The organism is Duganella sp. Root198D2, assembly GCF_001428585.1.
In the GTDB taxonomy this organism is placed as follows: domain Bacteria; phylum Pseudomonadota; class Gammaproteobacteria; order Burkholderiales; family Burkholderiaceae_D; genus Rugamonas.
In genome coordinates this window covers 128,550-149,468 of the sequence record NZ_LMIC01000004.1, presented here as the reverse complement: position 1 = coordinate 149,468, position 20,919 = coordinate 128,550, and the positions used below count along the sequence as shown (strand labels likewise).

The 20,919-nt window shown below is 63.2% G+C and carries 18 protein-coding genes; 8 read left to right on the top strand and 10 right to left on the bottom strand.

The window, feature by feature from the left end; all coding sequences use genetic code 11:
* The first annotated feature begins 6 nt into the window (after nucleotides 1-6).
* Nucleotides 7-2,241 (top strand): TonB-dependent receptor, encoded by a 2,235-nt coding sequence (locus ASE26_RS06840; RefSeq protein ID WP_057245833.1) that lies wholly within the window; start codon nucleotides 7-9, stop codon nucleotides 2,239-2,241.
* Nucleotides 2,242-2,328: 87 nt separating this feature from the next.
* Here the strand turns inward: ASE26_RS06840 and ASE26_RS06835 are convergent, their stop codons facing one another.
* The gene (locus tag ASE26_RS06835; protein ID WP_055934767.1) at nucleotides 2,329-3,099 is read right to left on the bottom strand and encodes a head GIN domain-containing protein; all 771 of its coding nucleotides are present in this window, start codon (nucleotides 3,097-3,099) and stop codon (nucleotides 2,329-2,331) included.
* Between the two features lie 147 nt (nucleotides 3,100-3,246).
* On the opposite strand from ASE26_RS06835, the gene ASE26_RS06830 reads away from it, so the two are divergent.
* Nucleotides 3,247-3,882 (top strand): hypothetical protein, encoded by a 636-nt coding sequence (locus ASE26_RS06830; RefSeq protein ID WP_055934765.1) that lies wholly within the window; start codon nucleotides 3,247-3,249, stop codon nucleotides 3,880-3,882.
* A 78-nt stretch (nucleotides 3,883-3,960) separates the two neighbouring features.
* Complete coding sequence (locus ASE26_RS06825) at nucleotides 3,961-5,073, top strand: type IV pilus twitching motility protein PilT (protein ID WP_055934763.1); 1,113 nt, start codon at nucleotides 3,961-3,963, stop codon at nucleotides 5,071-5,073.
* Between the two features lie 86 nt (nucleotides 5,074-5,159).
* Here ASE26_RS06825 and ASE26_RS06820 read toward each other — a convergent pair whose 3' ends face one another.
* Entirely contained in the window at nucleotides 5,160-6,443 is a 1,284-nt protein-coding gene (locus ASE26_RS06820; protein WP_082507483.1) for a cytochrome c, read from the bottom strand.
* Nucleotides 6,444-6,455: 12 nt separating this feature from the next.
* Entirely contained in the window at nucleotides 6,456-7,148 is a 693-nt protein-coding gene (locus ASE26_RS06815; protein WP_055935385.1) for a c-type cytochrome, read from the bottom strand.
* A gap of 91 nt (nucleotides 7,149-7,239) precedes the next feature.
* On the opposite strand from ASE26_RS06815, the gene ASE26_RS06810 reads away from it, so the two are divergent.
* Nucleotides 7,240-8,667 (top strand): PLP-dependent aminotransferase family protein, encoded by a 1,428-nt coding sequence (locus ASE26_RS06810; RefSeq protein ID WP_055934762.1) that lies wholly within the window; start codon nucleotides 7,240-7,242, stop codon nucleotides 8,665-8,667.
* On the opposite strand, the gene ASE26_RS06805 is transcribed toward ASE26_RS06810, so the two are convergent.
* Both ASE26_RS06805 and ASE26_RS06800 read right to left on the bottom strand, forming a co-directional pair.
* A complete protein-coding gene (locus tag ASE26_RS06805; RefSeq protein WP_055934760.1) occupies nucleotides 8,618-9,268 on the bottom strand; it encodes a 3'-5' exonuclease in 651 nt (216 codons plus the stop codon). The two genes, ASE26_RS06810 and ASE26_RS06805, sit on opposite strands and share 50 nt — an antisense overlap.
* Nucleotides 9,268-9,744: a ProQ/FINO family protein gene (locus tag ASE26_RS06800; protein ID WP_055934758.1), complete on the bottom strand. Its 477-nt coding sequence runs from the start codon at nucleotides 9,742-9,744 to the stop codon at nucleotides 9,268-9,270. The genes ASE26_RS06805 and ASE26_RS06800 overlap by 1 nt, the downstream gene beginning before the upstream one ends.
* Before the next feature lie 350 nt (nucleotides 9,745-10,094).
* On the opposite strand from ASE26_RS06800, the gene rpoD reads away from it, so the two are divergent.
* Both rpoD and ASE26_RS06790 read left to right on the top strand, forming a co-directional pair.
* The gene (gene rpoD, locus ASE26_RS06795) at nucleotides 10,095-12,563 is read left to right on the top strand and encodes an RNA polymerase sigma factor RpoD (protein WP_057245829.1); all 2,469 of its coding nucleotides are present in this window, start codon (nucleotides 10,095-10,097) and stop codon (nucleotides 12,561-12,563) included.
* A gap of 125 nt (nucleotides 12,564-12,688) precedes the next feature.
* Nucleotides 12,689-12,889 carry a hypothetical protein gene (locus ASE26_RS06790; protein ID WP_055934754.1) on the top strand — a complete coding sequence of 67 codons (201 nt, stop codon included), beginning with the start codon at nucleotides 12,689-12,691 and terminating at the stop codon, nucleotides 12,887-12,889.
* Between the two features lie 21 nt (nucleotides 12,890-12,910).
* On the opposite strand, the gene ASE26_RS06785 is transcribed toward ASE26_RS06790, so the two are convergent.
* The 3 genes from ASE26_RS06785 to ASE26_RS06775 form a co-directional block, all read right to left on the bottom strand.
* On the bottom strand, nucleotides 12,911-14,026 hold the full coding sequence (locus tag ASE26_RS06785) for a hypothetical protein (RefSeq protein ID WP_055934752.1): 1,116 nt from the start codon (nucleotides 14,024-14,026) through the stop codon (nucleotides 12,911-12,913).
* Nucleotides 14,026-15,135, bottom strand: coding sequence for an HAF repeat-containing protein (locus tag ASE26_RS06780; protein ID WP_055934751.1), 1,110 nt, complete (start codon nucleotides 15,133-15,135; stop codon nucleotides 14,026-14,028). Before ASE26_RS06780 ends, ASE26_RS06785 begins: the two co-directional genes overlap by 1 nt.
* Nucleotides 15,136-15,213: 78 nt before the next feature.
* Nucleotides 15,214-15,555: a zinc ribbon domain-containing protein YjdM gene (locus tag ASE26_RS06775; protein ID WP_055934749.1), complete on the bottom strand. Its 342-nt coding sequence runs from the start codon at nucleotides 15,553-15,555 to the stop codon at nucleotides 15,214-15,216.
* A 10-nt stretch (nucleotides 15,556-15,565) separates the two neighbouring features.
* Here ASE26_RS06775 and ASE26_RS06770 point away from each other — a divergent pair, with 10 nt between their 5' ends.
* Complete coding sequence (locus ASE26_RS06770) at nucleotides 15,566-16,237, top strand: GNAT family N-acetyltransferase (RefSeq protein WP_057245825.1); 672 nt, start codon at nucleotides 15,566-15,568, stop codon at nucleotides 16,235-16,237.
* Here the strand turns inward: ASE26_RS06770 and ASE26_RS06765 are convergent.
* Both ASE26_RS06765 and ppc read right to left on the bottom strand, forming a co-directional pair.
* On the bottom strand, nucleotides 16,221-16,847 hold the full coding sequence (locus ASE26_RS06765; protein WP_055934745.1) for a head GIN domain-containing protein: 627 nt from the start codon (nucleotides 16,845-16,847) through the stop codon (nucleotides 16,221-16,223). The genes ASE26_RS06770 and ASE26_RS06765 overlap by 17 nt on opposite strands.
* Nucleotides 16,848-16,942: 95 nt before the next feature.
* Entirely contained in the window at nucleotides 16,943-19,759 is a 2,817-nt protein-coding gene (gene ppc, locus ASE26_RS06760; RefSeq protein ID WP_055934743.1) for a phosphoenolpyruvate carboxylase, read from the bottom strand.
* Nucleotides 19,760-19,924: 165 nt separating this feature from the next.
* On the opposite strand from ppc, the gene hemC reads away from it, so the two are divergent.
* Nucleotides 19,925-20,914 carry a hydroxymethylbilane synthase gene (hemC, locus tag ASE26_RS06755; RefSeq protein WP_055935383.1) on the top strand — a complete coding sequence of 330 codons (990 nt, stop codon included), beginning with the start codon at nucleotides 19,925-19,927 and terminating at the stop codon, nucleotides 20,912-20,914.
* Nucleotides 20,915-20,919 lie beyond the last annotated feature (5 nt).

Here is a 20,919-nt window from a genome sequence, read left to right as displayed (position 1 = left end):
CTGATCATGAAATTCGAATACAAACCGCTGGCAGCAATGCTGGCGGCGCTGGGCTTCGCTTGCCCGGCGCAAGCGGACCACGTGGTGACGATCAATGGCGGACGGCCGACTTCATTACCGACGCAGATCCCGACCACGATCGAAGGCATTACCGGCGCGCAGGTTGAAGACCGCATCAACGCTTTCGACAGCGAAGACGCCCTGAAGTATCTTCCAAGCCTGAACGTGCGCAAGCGCTTTATCGGCGATTATGACCATGCGGTGCTGGCCAGCCGCGCTTCAGGTACCGGCAACAGCGCTCGTTCGCTGGTGTACGCCGATGGCATCCTGCTGTCCAACTTGCTGGGCAATGGCGCGACTTATACGCCGCGCTGGGGACTGGTGACGCCGGAGGAGATCGAGCGCGTCGATGTGCTGTATGGCCCGTTCTCGGCAGCGTACGCCGGCAACTCGGCGGGTGCCGTGGTGGATTTCCAGACGCGCATGCCGGGTAAGCTCGAGGCGCATGCCAAGCTGTCATGGGTGGGCCAGGATTTCGAGCAGTATGCGACGGATTCGCGCCATACGGGGCGCCAGTACAGCGCTTCGCTGGGCGACCGCTCCGGCGCGCTTTCCTGGTGGGTGAACCTGTCCCGGCTCGATAGCGACGGCCAGCCGATCGCCTTCGCCAACAAGCTGCAGTCGGCCGGCGTTGCGCCGAAACCGGGCGAGCCGGCTGGCATACCGGTGACAGGCGCCATCGCCGACCGCAACCCGTCAGGCAAGGACTGGTACATTCTCGGCAGCACGGGCCAGGTGAACACGGTGCAGGACCACGCCAAGGTGAAGCTGGCCTACGATTTCTCGCCGACGCTGCGTGCCAGCTACACGCTGGGCTGGTGGCAGAACGACGTGGTGCGCAGCGTCGAATCGTATTTGCGTGACGGCGCCGGCAATGCGGTAACCAGCGGCACGATCAATATGGGCGGCAAGCGCTTTACGCTGCTGCCTTCGGATTTTGCCGGGGCGCGCGCGGACTTGGAGCATGTCGTGCACGGCCTGTCGTTGAAGACGCATGGACGCGGCGCTTTCAATTGGGAGATCGCCGGCAGCGCCTACGACTATTCACGCGACCTGGCACGCGTGCCGACGGGAGCCGGGCGGGGCAACCTGACTGATATGGGCGGCAGCGGCTGGAATACGCTGGCGCTGCGCGGCAACTGGCGCGCCGATGCTGCGCACCAGGTGGAGTTTGGTGCGCAGCGTGAGAGCGCCAAGCTGCGCACGCATGTGACCAGCGTGGCGGATTGGATTGCGGGCGAAGGCGGCAAGCATGTGTCGACCTTCAATGGCAATACGCGCCTCGAGAGCGTGTACGGCCAGGATACCTGGCGCTTGTCGCCGCAGTGGAAGGCGACCCTGGGCCTGCGGCATGAAACCTGGCGCGCGTATGGCGGCGAGATCTCGGGTGCGGCAGGAAAGCTGCTGCCTTTCACCGACCGCCGCGAAGCAGCCTGGTCGCCGAAGGCTGCGCTGGCATGGCGTGCGGGGGAGGCCTGGACGCTGAAGGCCTCTGCGGGGCGCGCAGTGCGCAATCCGACGGCAGCGGAGTTGTTCCAGGGCTCGATTGTGGACGAGAAGATCGTCAACACCGACCCGAACCTGCGCGCGGAGAAATCCTGGACCAGCGAGCTGACGGCGGAGCATATGACAGCAAAGGGAAGTGCGCGCGCCACGCTGTTCGGCGAAGTCACACGCGATGCGCTGTATTCGCAGCCGCTGACTGCTACCGTCAACACGGTGCAGAACGTCGGCAAGATCCGCACCCGCGGGGTGGAACTGTCGCAGCAGGCGGAAGATGTCCTGCTGCATGGGCTGACGCTGCAAAGCAGCCTTACCTACGCGGATTCGGCGATCGCCTCGAACGATGCCATGCCTTCCAGTGTCGGCAAGCGCCAGCCGCGGGTGTCGAAATGGCGCGCGAATTTTCTGGCTTCATATCATGTAGGCCAGCATTGGACCGGCACCGTCGGCGTGCGCTACAGCGGAAGGCAGTTCGGCACGCTTGATAACAGCGATCCGAATGGCTCAACGTATATGGGCGTGTCGGATTACCTGGTTGCCGATGTGCGCGTGCGCTACCGGATCAACCGGCAGTGGAGCGCGTGGGTCGGTGTCGACAACCTGAATGGCGAGAAATACTGGGCCTTCCACCCATATGCCCAGCGCACCCTGAGCGCCGAACTCAAGTTCGACCTCTGACGCTACCCGGCGCCACGCCCCGCTTAGCCGGGGCGTGGCGCCGGGCCGAAGCCCTGCGCTGCCAGATTTTCCGGAATGAAGCCCTGGTTAGTTCGGGCCGCCGGCCAGGCGCTTCACGCTGCCGGAGCCCATGACGCTCTTGGTGAGCTGCGGTTCGCCGTAATAGCTGACGTCGCCAGAGCCGGCCACGCTGACGGACAGCGCTTGCTTGGCCCACACTACCGCCTGGCCCGAACCACCGATGCTGACTGCAGCTTCACGCGTCGCCAGCTGCCCGGTGCTGACTTTGCCCGAGCCGCCGATCGACACCTTCAATTTGTCGGCCGAACCGCTTGCCTTCAGGTTGCCGCTGCCGCCCAGCGAGACGGTGATCGACTCGCCTTCGATATTGCGCAGGTTCATGGAGCCCGAACCGCCCACATTGAAGGACAGCTTGCCGCCGCGCAGGCCTTCCGCATCGACCGAACCGGAGCCGCCCACCGAAATGCGCTCCAGTTTCCTGGCGGTGATCACGACTTTCAGGGTGCGCGTATCGAATTGCAGGTTGGGGCGGATGGGACGGATATGCAGGGTGCCGTCCTCGACCACGGTTTCAATCAGCGGCAAGATGTTGTCATCCGACTCGATACTCACGCTGTCGGTGGTGCCGATACGGACTTCCACATTGCCCGGCAGGCCCAGGCCGAGGCCGGTAAAGTTGACCGCTTCGCGTGCCTGCCTGGAAATTTTGCCGTTGCCCTGCACCCGTTCGCCGGCAAACCAGCCCAGTGGAGCGGCCGACACGACGGCGACCGGTGCGGCAACAGCAAAAACGGAAGCGGCGACCAGGGCGTTGCGCATTGCGGCGGACATCTTCATCTTGTTTCTCCTCTGTGAATCATTATTCGATGGTCACATCGTATCGAAGCCGGCGCCATGGTGCGCGCCTGGTGCGACAGGGCGCCGCCTCGCAGGGACAGAATGCAAATGCCGGGGACAGGGCGCGGCTCCTGTATCATTTCGCCCATGCTTACAATCATCATCAAACAGGGCAAGGAGAATTCCATCCTTGCCGGCGACCCCTACATCTACCTGTCCGCCATCGAGCGCGTCGACGGGCGTCCCGCTGAGAAAAACAAGCCCGGCGCGACTGCCACGGTACTGTCTTCCTCCCGCAAATTCCTGGCGCGCGCCGCCTATAACGCCAAATCACAGATCGCCGCCCGCGTCTGGACCCTGCGCGAAGACGAGCCAATCGATCACGCCATGGTGAAGCGGCGCGTGCGCGCCGCCATTGCGCGCCGTAGCCATGCGCTGCAATCGGCCCGTCCCGATGAACTGGTGCCGATCGTGCTTGGCGATGAAGACGGGCTGTCCGGCCTGCTGGTGCATAGTTATGGCGGCAAGGATGGCTACCTGGTGTGCCAGTTCCAGTCAGCCGCTGTGGAGGCGTGGAAAATCGGCATTGTGCAGGCCCTGATCGCGGAAACGGGTTGTCAAAATGTTTACGAGCGCGCAGACAAACTGATCCGGGAAGGCGAGGGCTTGCACGTCAAGTCGCGTGCGCTGGCAGGCGAGGAGCCGCCGCAACGCCTGACGGTAAGCGAGCGCGGTCGCAGATTTCCTTGCGATATCCGCACTGGATTTGAATATCCGAAATAAATGTTGTTCACCAACCACTTACATTTCCTAGAGCAAATGCAATAAAATCATGCGAACCAATTGGAGAGCACAGGCACTATGGAATACTCGCAAATTCGCACCCTCACGTATATCGAGAACGAAGACCACCCGGTCTTTGGCACTCTGGTCGAGCAAATCCTGCACCTGTTGAATTCCAAGCTGGTCTTCTCCGACATCCTGATCCACCAGAACAGCCCCTTGCTGCTGCGCCAGCCAAAGGGCCTGGTGGCCGTGACCGATTCCCCGATCACGCGCGAAGAGCTGGAAGAATTCTTTGAAGTGGTGGAACCAAACTGGCGCGAACGCATCCAGGATCGCGCTTTCGACCGCGCAATAGACCTGCATACCGCGCGCATCCGCGCCAACTGCTTCAGCTTCCAGGGCAAGAAGCGCCTCGGCTGCGTGATTCGCCGTTTCCCGAAAGAGCCGTTGCTGCTGTCCGGCCTGGGCCTGCGCCCGACGGAAGAGAAGTTCGCCCAGCTTTCGAGCGGCCTGGTGCTGATCATTGGCGACACCTGCCAGGGCAAGTCGACCACCATCGCCTCGATGCTGGACGATATCAACAAGAACCGTTCGGGCCACATCATTACCATTGAAGATCCGGTCGAGACCTTGATCCCGCAGCGCAAATGCGTGATCACGCAGCGCGAAGTGGGCTTCGACGGCGACGTGGAAACCTTCGACCTGGGCGCCAAGGACGCTCTGCGCGAACGCCCGGACGTGATCGTGATCGGCGAGATCCGCGACGCCGAAACCGCGCACGAAGCGCTGGCGCTGGCCGAATCCGGCCCCCTGGTGCTGGCTTCGCTGCACGCACGCTCGACCGAGCTGGGCCTGCAAAAGATGATCCGCCTGCTGGGCAACACCGAACCGCAGCGCCAGGCCCTGGCCCATGCGCTGCGCGGCGTGCTGTGCCAGGCGCTGATGCCTGCCATGGATGGCGACCGCTACTTCCTGGCCACGGAAAGCCTGACCGTCAATCCGGAAGTGGCCGCTGTGATCGAAAATGGCAGCGTAGCCGAACTGCGCAACGTCATGGAGCACAAGACCGCCCCAGGCTGCTACACGATGAACGAATGCCTGCGCAAGCTGCTGGCCGAGAAGAAGGTCAGCATCGAAGACGCCCGCCACGCCACCACCGACCGCCTCGGTTTCGCCGACATGGTATAAAAAAGAAAGTCGGGGTCAGGTCTGGCAAGCGGACATTGCGCAAAGCGCAAAGCTCCTCGAGAAGCCAGACCGGACCCCGACTTTTATTATTCTAGGGGCACGTTGCGGTAGCGGTTGACCGTGGTGCTTTCGACCGGCGGGGCGTTGTTGCCCCATGCTGAGCGCAGGTAGGATACTACTTGTGCTACTTCCACATCATTCAGTGAATGGCTGAACGGCGGCATGCCGTAAGGCCGCGGGTTGCCTGCCGTACCGGGGGCGAAGCCGCCATTCAGTACGATGCGGATCGGGTTCACCGCTTCATCCATTGTCAGCGCGCGGTTGCCGGCCAATGGCGGGTAATGCGGGGCGATGCCTTCGCCTTTTTCGCCGTGGCAGTCCAGGCATTGCTTGCCGTAGATCTTCTCGCCGGCTGCCAGCCAGGCTGCCGCCTCAGGCTCTTTCGAGCGTTCGTACGGCGCGCGCTGGCCGCTTTCGTTCGGCAGCGACTTTAAATACACCGCCATGGCGCGGGCGTCTTCATCGCTCAGGTGCTGCAGGCTTTCGCGTACCACTTCCGCCATCGGGCCGAATACGGTGGCGCGCTGCGAGATGCCGGTCTTCAGCAGGTCGGTGATGTCTTTTATTTCCCAGTCTCCCAGGCCGGCCTCGCGGTCGGAAGTGAGCGAGGGCGCGTACCAGCCCAGCACCGGTATCAGGCCGCCCGACAAGCCTTTGTCGCTGGCGCCCAGCGCATTGCGTTCACTGTGGCAGGCGATGCAGTGGCCGGGGCCTTGCACCAGGTAGGCGCCGCGATTCCATTCTGCGGACTTGCCGGTGTCCGGCGCGTACACGGCGGGCTTGAAGTACAGGGCGCGCCATACCGCCAGCATGGCTTGCTGGTTGTAGGGGAAGCGCAATGTGTGCGGCTGGCTGGCCTGCTTCACCGGCGTGATGGACTGGAAGTAGGCGTACATCGCGTCCGAGTCGTCGCGCGTCATCGCCGTGTAGTTCGTGTACGGGAAGGCGGGGTAGAGCAGGCGGCCGTCCTTGGCTTTGCCGTTGTGCAGGGCGTTCCAGAAATCGTCGGCAGTCCAGTTGCCGATGCCGGTTTCCTTGTCGGCGGTGATGTTGGGCGAGACCACGTTGCCGAACGGTGTTTGCAGGGCGCGGCCGCCGGCAAAGGCGGCGCCGCCGCGCGTGGTGTGGCATGCCATGCAGTCGGCGGCCTTGGCCAGGTAGGCGCCGCGCGCAACTTTCTCCGCGGTGGGCATGTTCTTCGATGCGTCGCTTGGCGCCGGGCCTTTGTCGTGCCTGGGCCAGATGAAGCCGACCGCTGCGACGATGAGCAAAAGCGGTACGGCAATGGCGATTTTTGTGTTGCGGTTCATGATCGGCTCTTCTTATTGCGGGACGCCGCCGCATTCCATCGGCAGCGGCTTGGGCAGGGAGGTTGCAGGGCGTGCGTTGGGATCGGCCGGTTGCGCGGCGAGCCAGCCGGAGACGGCCGCGACGTCGGCTTCGCTCAGGCGGTTGGCCACTTCGGCCATGCAGTCCGGCCTGTGCGCCTTGCGCTTCTGGTTGCGCCAGGCGCCGAATTGCGCGTTGATATAGTCGCGCGGCAGTCCAATCAGGCCGGGGATGGCGGGTGCGACGCCGGTCATTGCGTCGCCGTGGCAGGCGATGCAAGCCGGCACTTTGCGCGATGGGTCGCCCTGGTGCACCAGCACGCGGCCGCGCTCGATCATTTGCGCCGTGGCGCTGGTGGCGGCTGGCGGCGGATAAGGGGCGTGCTGTTCGGAAAAGTACTGTGCGATCTCGCGCAGGTAGGCGTCCGGCAGTTGTTCCACCATATAGGTCATCATCGGGTACTGGCGGCGGCCTTCCTTGAAGTTCAGCAGCTGGTTGTACAGGTAGCCGGCGGGTTTGCCGGCGAGGCGCGGGAAGAAGGCGTCGCCTTGCTCATTGGCCTTGTGGCAGGCGATGCAGGCGGCGACACGCTGCTCGACGGTGTCCGACAGGCTGGCCGGGGCGGCCGGGGCGGATGCGGCCACAAGAGTGGCGCTAAATGAGAGAATGCGTAGGGAAAGTCGCATGATGAATCCGTTCTTCTTGTGATGGGTCAAGGATACGCCTGCGCGGCAGAGAAAAACAGGCTCAGAATGGCCACGGAAAGAGGGTATCAGTTTGAAGCTTTACGAAGCGCTGGCAGACGAATTGGCGGGCTTGATGGCATCCGGCGTGCTGCGGCCGGGCGAAAAACTACCCTCGGTGCGGCAACAGCAGGAACGGCGCGGTGTCAGCCCGTCCACGGTATTCCAGGCGTACTACCAGCTCGAGGCCCGCGGGCTGATCGAGTCGCGCCCGCGCTCGGGCTACTATGTGGCGTCCCGGCACTTTGCCGCAACGCCGGAACCCGAGCTGTCGCAGCCCGATGCCGCTTGCACGCTGGTTGACGTCAGTGAGCTGGTATTCCAGGTGCTGGAAGCCAGCCGCGCGCCGGGCATTGTGCCTCTCGGCTCTGCCTTCCCCAGTCCTTTGCTGTTCCCGCTCGAAAAGCTGGCCCGCGCGGTGACGGCCAGCATGCGCCATATCGACCCCTGGAGTACGGTTGCCGACCTGCCGCCGGGGAATGCCGAGCTGCGGCGACAGATCGCCTTGCGCTACCAGCTCGATGGCCTGCAGGTGTCACCGGACGACATCATCATCACCAACGGCGCACTGGAAGCGCTGAATCTTTGCCTGCAGGCGGTGGCGCGGCCGGGCGACACCGTGCTGGTGGAGTCGCCGAGCTTCTATGCGGCCTTGCAGGCGCTGGAGCGCATGGGCCTGAAGGCGGTGGAAGTGGCGACGCATCCGCGCGACGGGATCGACCTTGGCGCACTGGCGCTGGCGCTGGCGCAGCATAAGCCGCGTGCTTGCTGGTTGATGACCAGCTTCCAGAATCCGCTGGGCAGCCTGATGACGCCTGAGAAAAAGCAGGCGCTGGTTGAACTGCTGGCGGCCCATGATGTGCCGCTGATCGAAGATGACGTGTACGGCGAGCTGTATTTCGGTGCGCAGCGGCCGGCGCTGGCCAAGCGTTTCGACAGCAAGGGTATTGTCATGCATTGCAGTTCGTTTTCGAAATGCCTGGCGCCTGGATTCCGCGTTGGCTGGGCGGCGCCGGGGCGCTTTGCGCGGCAGGTGGAGCGGCTCAAGCTGACCACGTCGCTGGCTGCGGCGATGCCTTCGCAGCTGGCGCTGGCGGAGTATCTGGGGCAGGGCGGGTATGAGCGGCACCTGCGGCAGTTGCGCAGTGCGCTGGCGGGGCAGCAGCGGCAGATGCTGGCGGCGATCGCGGCGCATTTCCCGTTGGGGACGCGGGTGACGCAGCCGCAGGGCGGGTATTTCCTGTGGTTGGTGCTGCCGGAGTCAGTTGATGCGCTGGAGTTGCATCGGCAGGCGCTGGCGCAGGGGATCAGTATTGCGCCAGGGCCGATGTTCAGCGCGAAGCGCGCATTCCGCAATTGTATCCGCCTGAATTACGGGCATGCCTGGGATGAGCGCCAAGCGGATGCGATTGCTATGCTGGGGCGGCTGGCTTGCCGGGCTTGGGGCGCTTCGACGGCTTGATCGGCGGCAGCACGTTGCCGATGCCGATCCAGTGGCGATACACGCGCAGCGCAACTTGCGCATCGTCGGCCGCGTACAGGATCTGCTTTTCGTTCAGCCGCGGCGTGGCCCAGTTGGTGGTGGAGATCTTCTTCGACTTGGTCAGCGACCGCCCGAAATACTTGGCGACGGCACTCTTGGCGCCCAGGTCGTTTTTTTGCCCCGGCACGCGCAGCACCACGCCCAGGTCCACCACTTTCAGTGGCTCGATCCCGAGTTTGGCGCGCACACGCTTGACGTCGTCGGACAGGCCGAAGCCGATCTTCAGCGTCATGTCGGATTCAAGGATCGCCTTGACCGTCGCCAAATGGGGGAAGGCATCGCCAACCTGGAACAGCCAGGCATGGCGGTCGTCCGCAAACTGGATCAGGTGCGGGCCGTTCGAGCTTTCACCCTTGACGAAAGTGGGTTTGGATTCGGTGTCGAAACCAATCGCATCCGCCGCCAGCAAGGCCGCTTGCGCCGCCTCCGCATCGGCGGCGGTTTTTACGAGCCTGACGTCGGCCAGCCGGATGCCCTCATAAGGAGGCAGTTCGGGGACGGCTTCTGGCGCGCCGCCCATTACTTCTTGGAGAATTTGGCGGTCAGCGCCTGCAGCTTCTCCGTGCGGCGGCGGTCGGCCTCTTCGGCGGCGGCAGCTTCACGTTCGGCAGCGCGTTCGGCCTTGCGGCGTTCCACTTCTTTCTTGTAGCGTTCCGCCAGGGTTTCCTTGGCGTGCTTGCGGTGTTCGTCGGTGACTTCGGCGCCGGTGCTGCCATCGAGGTTGTAGCGGACGGTGGCTTTTTCCATCACGCGCAGGTAGCGCTGCGAGGAAGTGTGGATGCCCAGGGCCGCGCGCATCAGCTTGCGGTTAAGCTCCGGCATCGCGGCGATAAGCTGTTTGTCGATGCCGATCGACAGCGGCATGCTGTCGCGGAACGGGGCATACTGTTGCTGCAATTGCTTGAGCAGGGCGCGTGCAGAATTGGGGGCGGCAGGTGCGGCGGCTTGGCCTTCGGCCGGCTGCTGGGGGGTAGTGCTAGTGTTCATCGACTTCATAGATTAATCAAGAGCCGCCAGCATACCACGAGGCACGCGCCTGGCGCATTGTGTTTTCGCTCATGATGTGGTTTTGATATCGATTTAATGGGTGCAGTCCAGCCCAAACCCTTGTATAATGGCAGACGCGCCAAATGCAGGACGGTGCGAATTCAGTTTGGTAAAGAGTTTTCGGCCGGGGCCGCGCTGCCCTGTTGAGTCCAGTTCCAGGGCATGTGCCCTCTCTAATCACTGAATCATCGGAATCGGGCCCGGTCGTGCGGGCTTTTTCTTTTCCTGATTATCCCTGAAACCGGGCCATCGCGAGCCTTCGATAAGTGCACCTTCGGGCGCGCTGAGAGAGATATTGAATGACGAAACCTAAGACCCTGACGTTGTCCGCCAAGAAATCCACAGGCTCCGCCACTACCAGCGCTCCGTTGGCTGTGCCAAAGACCAGCCTTTCGTATGTGATCGACAACGCTCAAGAGGAAGCAGGAAAAGTCATGGTCGTAAAAAAGTCCCGCCGCCTGGCTGCCGTGCCGGTGGTGGAAGCGCCGCTGGAAGCCGCTGCCGACGAATCGGCCGCCAAGACCCGCGCCCGCAAGACCGCTGCTGCCAAGCCGGTGTCGCTGGCCGTCGTCGCCGAAGAAGCGCCGGTGGCGGCGCCTGCAAAGCGCGGCCGCAAGCCTAAGGCTGCCGAACCTGCGCCCGTGATCGTGACCACCGGCCCGGCCGCTGTGACGGAAGTGCGCGACGCCGCCGTGCTGGCATCGATCGACACCTCCGGCTACCTGCTGCCGCAAGTGAAGGTGCCGGGCCGCCGCGGCCGCAAGCCAAGCGAATTCACCCCGGAAAACGACGAAGTGGCGGCTCTGAACGCCGTGGAACGCGCCGAACTGAAGGCCGCGTCCAAGGCGCGCGAGCGCAAGGCCAAGGGTGTCGACGCCTTCGGCATGGCTGACGGTTCCAATGCGGAGGAGCTGGAAAAGCGCCGCACCCAGTTCAAGAACCTGATCAACCTGGGCAAGGACCGCGGCTACCTGACGTACGCCGAGATCAACGACCACCTGCCGGAAAACATCGTCGACCCGGAAGCGATCGAAGGCATCATCGCGACCTTCAACGACATGGGCATCGCCGTCTACGAGCGCGCGCCGGATGCGGAAGCGCTGCTGCTGTCCGATAACGTGCCGACCGCCGCCAGCGACGACGAGGTGGAGGCTGCTGCCGCCACCGCGCTGTCGACCGTCGATTCCGACTTCGGCCGTACCACCGACCCGGTGCGCATGTATATGCGTGAAATGGGCGCCGTGGCGCTGCTGACCCGTGAAGGCGAGATCGAGATCGCCAAGCGTATCGAAGGCGGCCTGCGCGACATGATCCAGGCGATTTCGGCCTGCCCGACCACCATTTCCGAGATCCTGACCCTGGCCGAGAAGATCGAAAAGGACGAGATGAAGGTGGACGACGTGGTGGACGGTTTCGTGGACCTGAACGAAGACGCGCCGACCCCTGCGCCGGCCAAGATTCCTGCCGCAGCTGCCGACGATGAAGAAGAGGAAGAAGAGCTGGACGAAGAGGAAGAAGACGGCGACGTCAACGGCGGCGCCGCCGGCTACTCGACCGAACAGCTGGCGCAGCTGAAAGCTGACGCGCTGGCCAAGTTCTCCCTGATCTCGAGCCAGTTCGACAAGATGCGCAAGGCCGTCTACGGCAACGCTGCCTACGTGAAAGCGCAGGACATCATCTCCAACGAGCTGCTGGGCATCCGCTTCACCGCGAAAGTGGTGGAAAAGCTGTGCGACACCCTGCGCGGCCAGATGGAGCAGGTGCGTTCGATCGAGCGCGCCGTGCTGGAACTGTGCGTCAACCGCTGCGGCATGCCGCGCGCGCACTTCATCAAGGTCTTCCCTGGCAATGAAACCGACCTGGATTGGGTCGATGGCGAAGTGGCTGCCGGCTATCCGTACAGCGCGGTGCTGGGCCGTAACGTCCCTGCCATCAAGGAACTGCAGAACAAGATGATCGACCTGCAGGAGCGCGTGGCGCTGCCGCTGGCCGACCTGCGCAAGATCAACAAGCAGATGGCTGCCGGCGAAAAGCGTGCCCGTACCGCGAAGCGTGAAATGACCGTGGCCAACCTGCGCCTGGTGATCTCGATCGCGAAGAAGTACATCAACCGCGGCCTGCAATTCCTGGACCTGATCCAGGAAGGCAATATCGGCCTGCTGAAGGCGGTCGACAAGTTCGAATACCGCCGCGGCTACAAGTTCTCGACCTACGCGACCTGGTGGATCCGCCAGGCGATCACTCGTTCCATCGCGGACATGGCCCGTACCATCCGCGTGCCGGTGCACATGATCGAAACCATCAACAAGATGAACCGCATTTCGCGCCAGATCATGCAGGAAACCGGTTCCGAGCCGGATATGGCAACCCTGGCGCTGAAGATGGAAATGCCGGAATCCAAGGTGCGCGAAATCATGAAGATCGCCAAAGAGCCGATTTCCATGGAAACCCCGATGGGCGAGGATGGCGATTCCCAGCTGGGCGACTTCATCGAAGACAACACCACGCTGGCGCCGCTGGACGCCGCGCTGCATGCATCGATGCGCAATGTGATCAAGGAAGTGCTGGACTCCCTGACCCCGCGCGAAGCCAAGGTGCTGCGCATGCGTTACGGCGTCGAGATGTCGAACGACCACACGCTGGAAGAAGTGGGCAAGCAGTTTGACGTGACCCGCGAACGTATCCGCCAGATCGAAGCCAAGGCCATGAGCAAGCTGCGCCAGCCATCCCGTTCGGACAAGCTGAAGACGTTCCTGACGGAGAAGTAATCGGCCGTCGGCGCGAGGAAAAAAGGGAGGCTTCGGCCTCCCTTTCGATAAGCACCAATGCTTGACGTAAAAGCAATCGCGCATCTACACTGGATAGCCCCTTCGATCAACCGCGCCCAGCAAGCATGAACTTCTTTTCCAACCTGTCTCCAGTACTCATCCCGGTCCTTGCAATGTGCGTTCCTATTGTCGGCATCGTTGCCTGGGCCGTGGTAAAAATCTCACGGCTTCAGATGCTGCATGAGACCATCCGGCAAATGAGCGCGAATGGCCAGCCGATCCCTCCCGAACTCATTGCACAAATCGTCGAACGTAAGTCTTCTTGACCAAGGTCTCTCAACTTCCTCTTATGCGATAGAGAGCATCAGGCGCTTGCTGAAGTCGATACCTTGGCGCAGGTGTTCGCGGATCTTGTAGAGGAAGAAGGTGGCCAGCACGGCAAGGAAAGCGCAGGTCAGCATGTCCACCGGTTCCGGCCAGCCGATTGATTCCAGCTGGTTGTGGGCGACGCGGGCGGCGCGCATTTGCCTGGCCATGGCGCCGGCGCCAATGATCTGACCGTCGTCGGTGATACGGCGGGCGAGGTCGAAGCGACCGAAGCTGTCGCGCACTTGCATCTGGCCTTTGCTGTAGACGAAGGCCAGCGGGGCGTCGCGGCCCCAGACGCGGACGTTGCCGATAATGTCGCCGTTGTTGTTGATGGCGGTGGCGAAGCTGTTCCCGCGATTCATCATTACACCCAGGTCGGTGGTGCGTACGCCGTCGTAGCTGAAGGCGTGCCAGCTGCGGTCGGGCATCTGCATGGTGCCGACTACGACGCCGTGGTCGTTGACGGCCATCGCTACGCTATGGCGGTCGCCGACGTCCGGGATCTCGATCTTGCCGATGCCGGGCTTGTAAATGAAAGCGCGTCGGAAACCGTTGGCGCGATCGGCGGCGCCCACCACGGCGTCATGAGCGTTGATGCCCAGCGCGTAGCTGTTCTTGCCGCCGAAGGTGCCCAGGTCCAGCATGGTGATGCCGGTGTCGATGTAGGCGTGGTAGGCGCCGTCGTAGGTGTCGGCGTGGCCGACGATGTGGCCTTGTTCGTTGATCGCGGTGCCTGCGCTGCTGGCGCCACCCAGCGTGTCGAGCTCACGCAGGCCGTTGCGCTTGTCGAAGCGATAGGCGTGCCAGGTGTAGTCGGCCGCCTGGGCGGAGCCGGTGACGACGCCGGCGTTGTTGATCGCGGCAGCGGTACTTTCTTCGCCGCCGAAAGTGCCGATGTCGTAGCGCTGGCCGCCTGAGCGCAGGAAGGCTTGCCGGGCGCCGTAGCCGGTAATGGATTCCAGCACAGTATCGCCGGACGCGTTCATGTCCTTGGCGACAATGGACTCGAACATTGAGCCGCCGAACGGGCCGGCGTGAGCCCCGCTGGCGCATAGCATCGCTGTCAGCGCGATCGCATGGAGGGCGCGGCGCATCAGGCCAGCGACAGCATCTTGCTGCTGTAATTGATCCCTTTGCGAATACGGTCGCGCAGTTTGAATGCGCCCGCGGCGGCGAGGATGGCAAGGAGGCCGAGCGTCAGCCAGTCAAGCGCCGTGAGGCCCCGTTTCGTCTGGACCGAATCGACGGAGCCGGATTTCAGCACGTGGCCGGTGTAGGCGGAGCCGATTACTTTGCCTTCCTCGGTGATGTCGCGAGTCAGGTACAGGCTGCCGAAGGCCGAGCGTACCTGCATCTGGCCATTTTTGTAGATGAAGGTATGCGGCGAGTCGTGGTCTTTGATTTTCACGGTGCCGACAATGTCGCCATGGTTATTGATGCCGTTGGCGAAGCTGGAGCCCCGGGCAATCATGGCGCCCAAGTCGATGATGCGGCCATTCTCGTACATGAAGGCGTGCCAGGCGCCGTTCGGCATCTCGGACGCGCCGACCACCACACCGTGGTCGTTCACCCCGGTTGCCACGCTGATGCGGCCACCCAGCGTTGGCAGCTCGATCATGCCGCTGCCCGGTTTGTACAGGAAGGCGCGGCGGTAGCCGTTCGGCAGCTGCGCGGCGCCGACCACGTAACCGTCGCCGTTGATGGCGGTCGCATAGCTGTTTTTGCCGCCGAGGGTTCCCAGGTCCTGCATGCGGCTGCCGTTGTCGATGAAGGCGTGGTAATTGCCGTCCGCGGTGTCGGCATAGCCGACGATGTGGCCGGATTGATTGAGTGCGGTGCCGACGCTGCTGCTGCCGCCAAGCGTGCCGAGGTCGCGAATGCCTTGGGCTTCGTCGTAGCGGAATGCATGCCAGGCGTTGCTGACGGTGAGTGCGCCGCCGGTGACCACGCCCTGGTTGTTGATGGCGTTGGCGGTGCTGTCGCTGCCGCCCAGGGTGCCGATTTCGATATGGCGTCCTTGCGACATCATGATGGCCCGGCGGCGGCCGTCTTCATCCTTGATTTCTCCGACCCATTCGCCTGCTGCGTTGACGCCTGTCATGCTGCTGGACTCTGTTCTTAGTTCCCCCATCGGGCCGCGGGCCTGGGTGGTGGCGAAGGGCAGGGCCAGTGCGATGGCCAGGGCAAGCGAAGCAGGCTTCATAGGCAGTCTCCGGTGAATAAGAATTGTTCCGGCGACTATATATGAGAATTAGTAAAAAATATTCTCAAATTGTAATGCCTAAACTTTGCGCACGAACTCCGATTTCAGGCTCATGGCGCCGAAGCCTTCGATCTTGCAGTCGATATCGTGATCGCTGTCGACCAGGCGGATGTTCTTCACTTTGGTGCCCTGCTTGATCACGCCGCCGGAGCCTTTTGGTTTCAAGTCCTTGATCACGGTGACGGTGTCTCCATCTTGCAGGATGGCGCCGACCGAGTCCTTGTAGACGCGCGCGGATTCGCCGGCTGCTTCGGCGGCCTGCTTCGGCCATTCGTGGGCGCATTCAGGGCAAACATAGTTATCGGCGTCTTCGTAGGTATACTCGGACTGGCATTTTGGGCAGGCTGGGAAATTAGACATTGGGACTCATATGCAGGAACTGGAAAACCCGATCTGGGCAGCGCTGAACAGCGCACAGCAGCATTTTAACATTCCAACAGGTTCGGCCCGGCGCTATCCGGCCGATGTGGCGCCGTTCTGCGCGGTGGCGGAGCAGGGCGTGCCGCTATCCGCCGAAGACCTGGCCGTTGTGGGCGATGGCTATTATTTCCTCGGTGCGATGCCGTCGCTGCCGCAAGGCTGGTCGCTGCAGCCGCTGTCCGGCGTGCTGCAAATGGTCTACCAAGGCGGCCCGCTCGCGGCGCCAGACGCGGCGATGATCCGTGTGCTGGCGGCCGACGATCCGGCAATGGTGGAACTGACCAATATCGCTTTCCCCGGCTACTTCAGGCCGCGCACCGGTGACATGGGCAGGTACGCCGGCATCCACGACAATGGCGCCCGGCTGGTGGCGCTGAGCGGGGAGCGCATGGACCTTGGCCACATGCGCGAAGTGAGCGCGGTCTGCACGCATCCCGAGTTCACGGGCCGCGGCTATGCGCGCAAGCTGGTGGAGTTCATCATGCACGGCATGCAGCAGCAAGGCGTGCGTCCCATGCTGCATGTCGGTGCGGCCAACGCCCGAGCACAGGCGCTGTACCGCTCAATGGGATATGTGGCCACCCGCGAGCTGCCGCACGCGCGCCTTATTTGCCCGGGCTGACGTTGCCGATGCCTTTGGCCGACTTGTTGACGTGCTTCGGGTTGCCGTAATAAGTGAAGTTGCCCATGCCTTCCACGATCAGGTTCAGGGTGTCGCTGGCGTAGAGGCTGATGTCGCCCATGCCGGTGAAGTTGACGTCGGCGCGTTCGGCTTGCAAATCCTTGAGGTTGGCCTGGCCGACGCCTTGGCCTTTCATGCGCAGCAGCTTGACCTTGCCGCTGGCATATAGCGCGCCGGCGCCTTCGAAACTGATGTCGATCCGTTCGCCGTTGATGTTGGTGACGCGCGATTCGCCGGCGCCCAGGACGCGGAAGCTGGTCAGCGCCGGTACGGTGACGGTGATCTTGTCGCCGTCCTTCACGTTCACCGGGGCTTTGTTGGTGTTTTCGTAGACCACGCGCAGGACGCCGCCTTCAACTACCGTGCTGACTTTGTCGATGTATTCCTTCTGGCCGCTGACCTTGACCGACTGCTCCTTGCCAACGTCAACGTAGACGCTGATCGGGCCTTTGACATTGATGCCGTAGAAGGTGTCGAACTTGCGGGCCTGGTCGCCGGCCAGGGCGAGGGAGGGCAAAAGCAGTGCAGCTAACAGCGTCAGGCGAAACATACGATCTCCTCAAATCAGAGCGCATGATTATGACTTAGTTATGGCTTTTTTGCTAAGCGGGCCCGGTTTTCGCCGGGCCCGTTTGCCAAAGGCGCTTAGCCGGTGTTGCGCAGGCCTGCCGCGACACCGTTGATGGACAGGTGGATGCCGCGATTGACGCGCGGGTCTGCCCGCTCTTCTTCGCCCAGCGCACGGCGGCGCTTGATCAGTTCCACCTGCAGGTGGTTCAACGGATCCAGGTAAGGGAAGCGGTTGGTGATGGAGCGTGCCAGCAGCGGGTTGCCTGCCAGGCGGTCGCTGGTGCCGGTGATCGATTCCAGGCAGCCGAGGGTCTGGTGATATTCCTCGGTGATGCGCTTGAAGATGCGCTCGCGCAGTTCCTTGTCCGTCACCAGCTCGGCGTAGCGCGAGGCGATCGCCAGGTCGGTCTTGGCCAGCACCATGTCCATGTTCGAGAGCAGGGTGGCGAAGAACGGCCAGTGCTGGAACATGTCGCGCAGCTGCGCCGTGCGTTCTTCCTTGTCGCCGGCGGTGATCCAGGCGCCGATGGCGGAGCCGAAACCGTACCAGCCCGGCAGCAGCAGGCGGCACTGGCCCCAGCTGAAGCCCCACGGGATGGCGCGCAGGTCCTCGATGCGGCGCGTCGACTTGCGCGAAGCCGGGCGCGAGCCGAGGTTCAGCTCCGCGATTTCCGCAATCGGCGTGGCCGAGAAGAAGTAGTCGGTGAAGCCCGGGGTTTCATACACCAGGTTGCGGTAAGCCTTGTAGGCCAGCTCGGAAATCTCGGCCATCACCGCTTCGAAACCGGCCAGGCGCTGGCCGTGGCAGGCGTCGGCCGGCGGCGGCATCAGGCTCGCTTCCAGGGTCGAGCAGACCAGCAGTTCCAGGTTGCGGCGGCCGATTTCGGCGTTGGAGAACTTTGAGGCGATGATTTCGCCCTGTTCGGTCAAGCGCAGCTGGCCGTTGACGGTGCCTTTGGGCTGCGCCAGGATGGCCTCGTAGCTTGGGCCGCCGCCGCGGCCGACGGTGCCGCCGCGGCCGTGGAACAGGCGCAGCTTGACGCCGGCCTTGGCAAAGATCTCGACCAGGGCCAGTTCCGCCTTGTACAGCTCCCAGTTCGAGGTCATGAAGCCGCCGTCCTTGTTGGAGTCGGAGTAGCCCAGCATGACTTCCTGGATCTGGCCTTGTCTGGCGATCAGTTTCTGCACCATCGGCACCGCCATCAGCGCTTCCATGATGCCGGCGGCGCGCTGCAGGTCGGGGATGGTTTCGAACAGGGGAATCACCATCAGGTCCGAGGTGCGCTCGCCGTCGGCGCCCTGGCGCAGCAGGCCGGTTTCCTGCTGCAGTACGAATACTTCCAGCAGGTCGGACACAGTCTCGGTGTGTGAAATGATGTAGTTGCGGATGGCGCGCTTGCCGTAACGCTGGCGGATGTCGTGCGCGGTGCGCAGGATGGCCAGCTCGAAGGTGGTCTCGTCCGAATACTCGATGTACGGCGAATACAGCAGGCGTGGTTGCGCTAACTCCGCCAGCAGCAGTTTGACCTTGGCATCTTCATCCAGCGATGGGTAATCGGCTTGCACGCCGGCCCTGGCGAACAGTTCCGCCAGAACACGCTCGTGAATGTCGGACGACTGGCGCATATCGAGCGAGGCCAGGTGGAAGCCGAAGATGTCGGCGGCACGCTTCAGGGTAGTCAGGCGCGGGCGCGCCAGCACGGAACCGTGGTTGGCGTCCAGCGACTCGATCAGCACCTGCAGGTCGGCCGAGAAATCGGCCGGGCATGGGTAGGGCTCGGCGTGGCCGACTTCCTTGCGCAGGATGTTGGTCGCTCCCAGGGCGCGCGCGGTGCTAGCCAGGCGGGCGTACATGCCGATCAGGGCGCGGCGGTAAGGCTCGTCGCTGCGGTGGTCGGAGGTGTCGGTCGAGGCGTCGGACAGGGCTTGCAGCGCCGGCGAGCAGCCGATCATCAGGGTCGACACCGACAGCTCGGCGCCCAGGGCGTGGGTTTCGTCGAGGTAGAAGTCGAGGATGGTGGTGGCCTGGCGTTCCAGCGCATGCTGCATGGTGCCGGCATTGACGTTCGGGTTGCCGTCGCGGTCGCCGCCGATCCAGCTGCCCATCTGCACATAGGAGGCGTCGATGGCAGGCGCACCCGGGCCGTAATGCTCGGCGATCTCGCTTTCGATGTCGTCGTACAGGGCCGGCAATTCGCGCAGGAAGGTGATGCGGTAGTAGGACAGGGCGTTGTCGATTTCGTCCGCCACGGTCAGCTTGGAATAGCGCAGCATGCGCGTCTGCCACAGCGTCGCGATGCGGGCGCGCAGCATGTGCAGGTTGGTGCTGCGTTCCTTCGGCGTCAGCGGCAGGTCGCGCTGGGCCAGCAGGCGGGCGATATCATGTTCCGCGTCCAGGATGGACTTGCGCTGCACCTCGGTCGGGTGGGCGGTCAGGACGGGGGAAATCAGGGCTTCCTTGAAGAAGCTGGTCACGGTGTCCAGTTCGACGCCGGATTCTTTCAGCTTGTCGAGCGCAAAGCCGATGCTGCCTTTTTGCGGTGCCGAGCCGGCCAGCAAGTGGGCGCGGCGGCGGCGGATGTGGTGCTGGTCTTCCGCAATATTGGCCAGGTGGGAGAAGTAGGAGAAGGCGCGCACCACCGTAATGGTCTGTTCGCGCGTCAGGATCTTCAGCATGCCGTCCAGTTCCTTGGCGGCGCCGGCGTCGGCTTCACGGCGGAAGCGGACAGCGGTCTGGCGGATCGTTTCGACGACGGCGAATACTTCCTCTCCTTCCTGTTCCCGCAGGACGTCGCCCAGCAGGCGGCCCAGCAGGCGGATATCTTCCTTCAACGGCGCGTCTTTATCGGCGCTCTGGTGTGCTGCGTCTGTTGCACTTACTTGATTTGCCATAGTTAATCAGTCAAAAGATAAGAATGGTCGTGCAAAAGGCTCGTGGCCGCGGTCTGCATAGGGGCGCGCATGCTAGAATTTGTGGTCCCAATCATGCGCAATAAACTGGTGAACGCCGGTTTGGCGCTAGCAACAGCGAAAGAACTGGTCTTGAATACTCCTGAAATGGCCCAACAGCTCCCTTCCAAATTGGTGATCGCATCGCGCGAAAGCCGCCTTGCCATGTGGCAGGCCGAACACGTCCGCGCTCGCTTGTCCCAATTATATCCGCAGTGCAGCATCGAGATCCTGGGCATGACAACCCGCGGCGACCAGATCCTGGACCGGGCGTTGTCGAAGGTGGGCGGCAAGGGCCTGTTCGTGAAGGAGCTGGAAGTGGCGATGGAAGAGGGCCGCGCCGACCTGGCCGTCCATTCGCTGAAGGATGTGCCGATGGAGCTGCCGCAAGGATTCACGCTGGCGGCCGTGCTGGAGCGCGAAGACCCGCGCGATGCCTTCGTTTCGAACGATTACGCATCGCTGTCCGAATTGCCGGCGGGCGCCATTGTCGGCACCAGCAGCCTGCGTCGCCAGGCCCTGATTTCGGCGCGCTACCCGCACTTGGTGATCAAGCCTTTGCGCGGCAACCTCGATACCCGCCTGGGCAAGCTGGATCGCGGCGATTATTCAGCCATCATCCTGGCCGCCGCCGGCCTGAAACGCCTTGGCCTGCCGCAGCGCATCAAATCGCTGCTGGCGCCGGAAGACTCGCTGCCGGCCGCAGGGCAGGGCGCGATGGCGATCGAAATCGCCGAGCGTAGCGACGGGCTGGATCTGAAGGCAATCCTGGCGCCATTGAACGACCTGCCGACCGCGCAAGCCGTGACGGCGGAGCGCAAGGTATCAAAGGTGTTTGGCGGCTCCTGCCAGGTACCGCTGGCGGCCTTCGCCACCGTTGACGGCGGCCAGATGCACTTGCGCGCCATGGTCGCCACCCCGGACGGCACCCGCGTCGCCCGCGCCGAAGTGAGCGGCGCGGCAACCGAGGCGGAAGCCCTGGGCGCCAACGTCGCCGAGCAGCTGCGCGCCCAGGACGCCGAGGCCATCCTCGCCGTCTGCCTGGCCGAGCAGGCCGACGCCATGAATCCCAACGCCGCTCCAAGCGCAGGTGCCTGACCCTG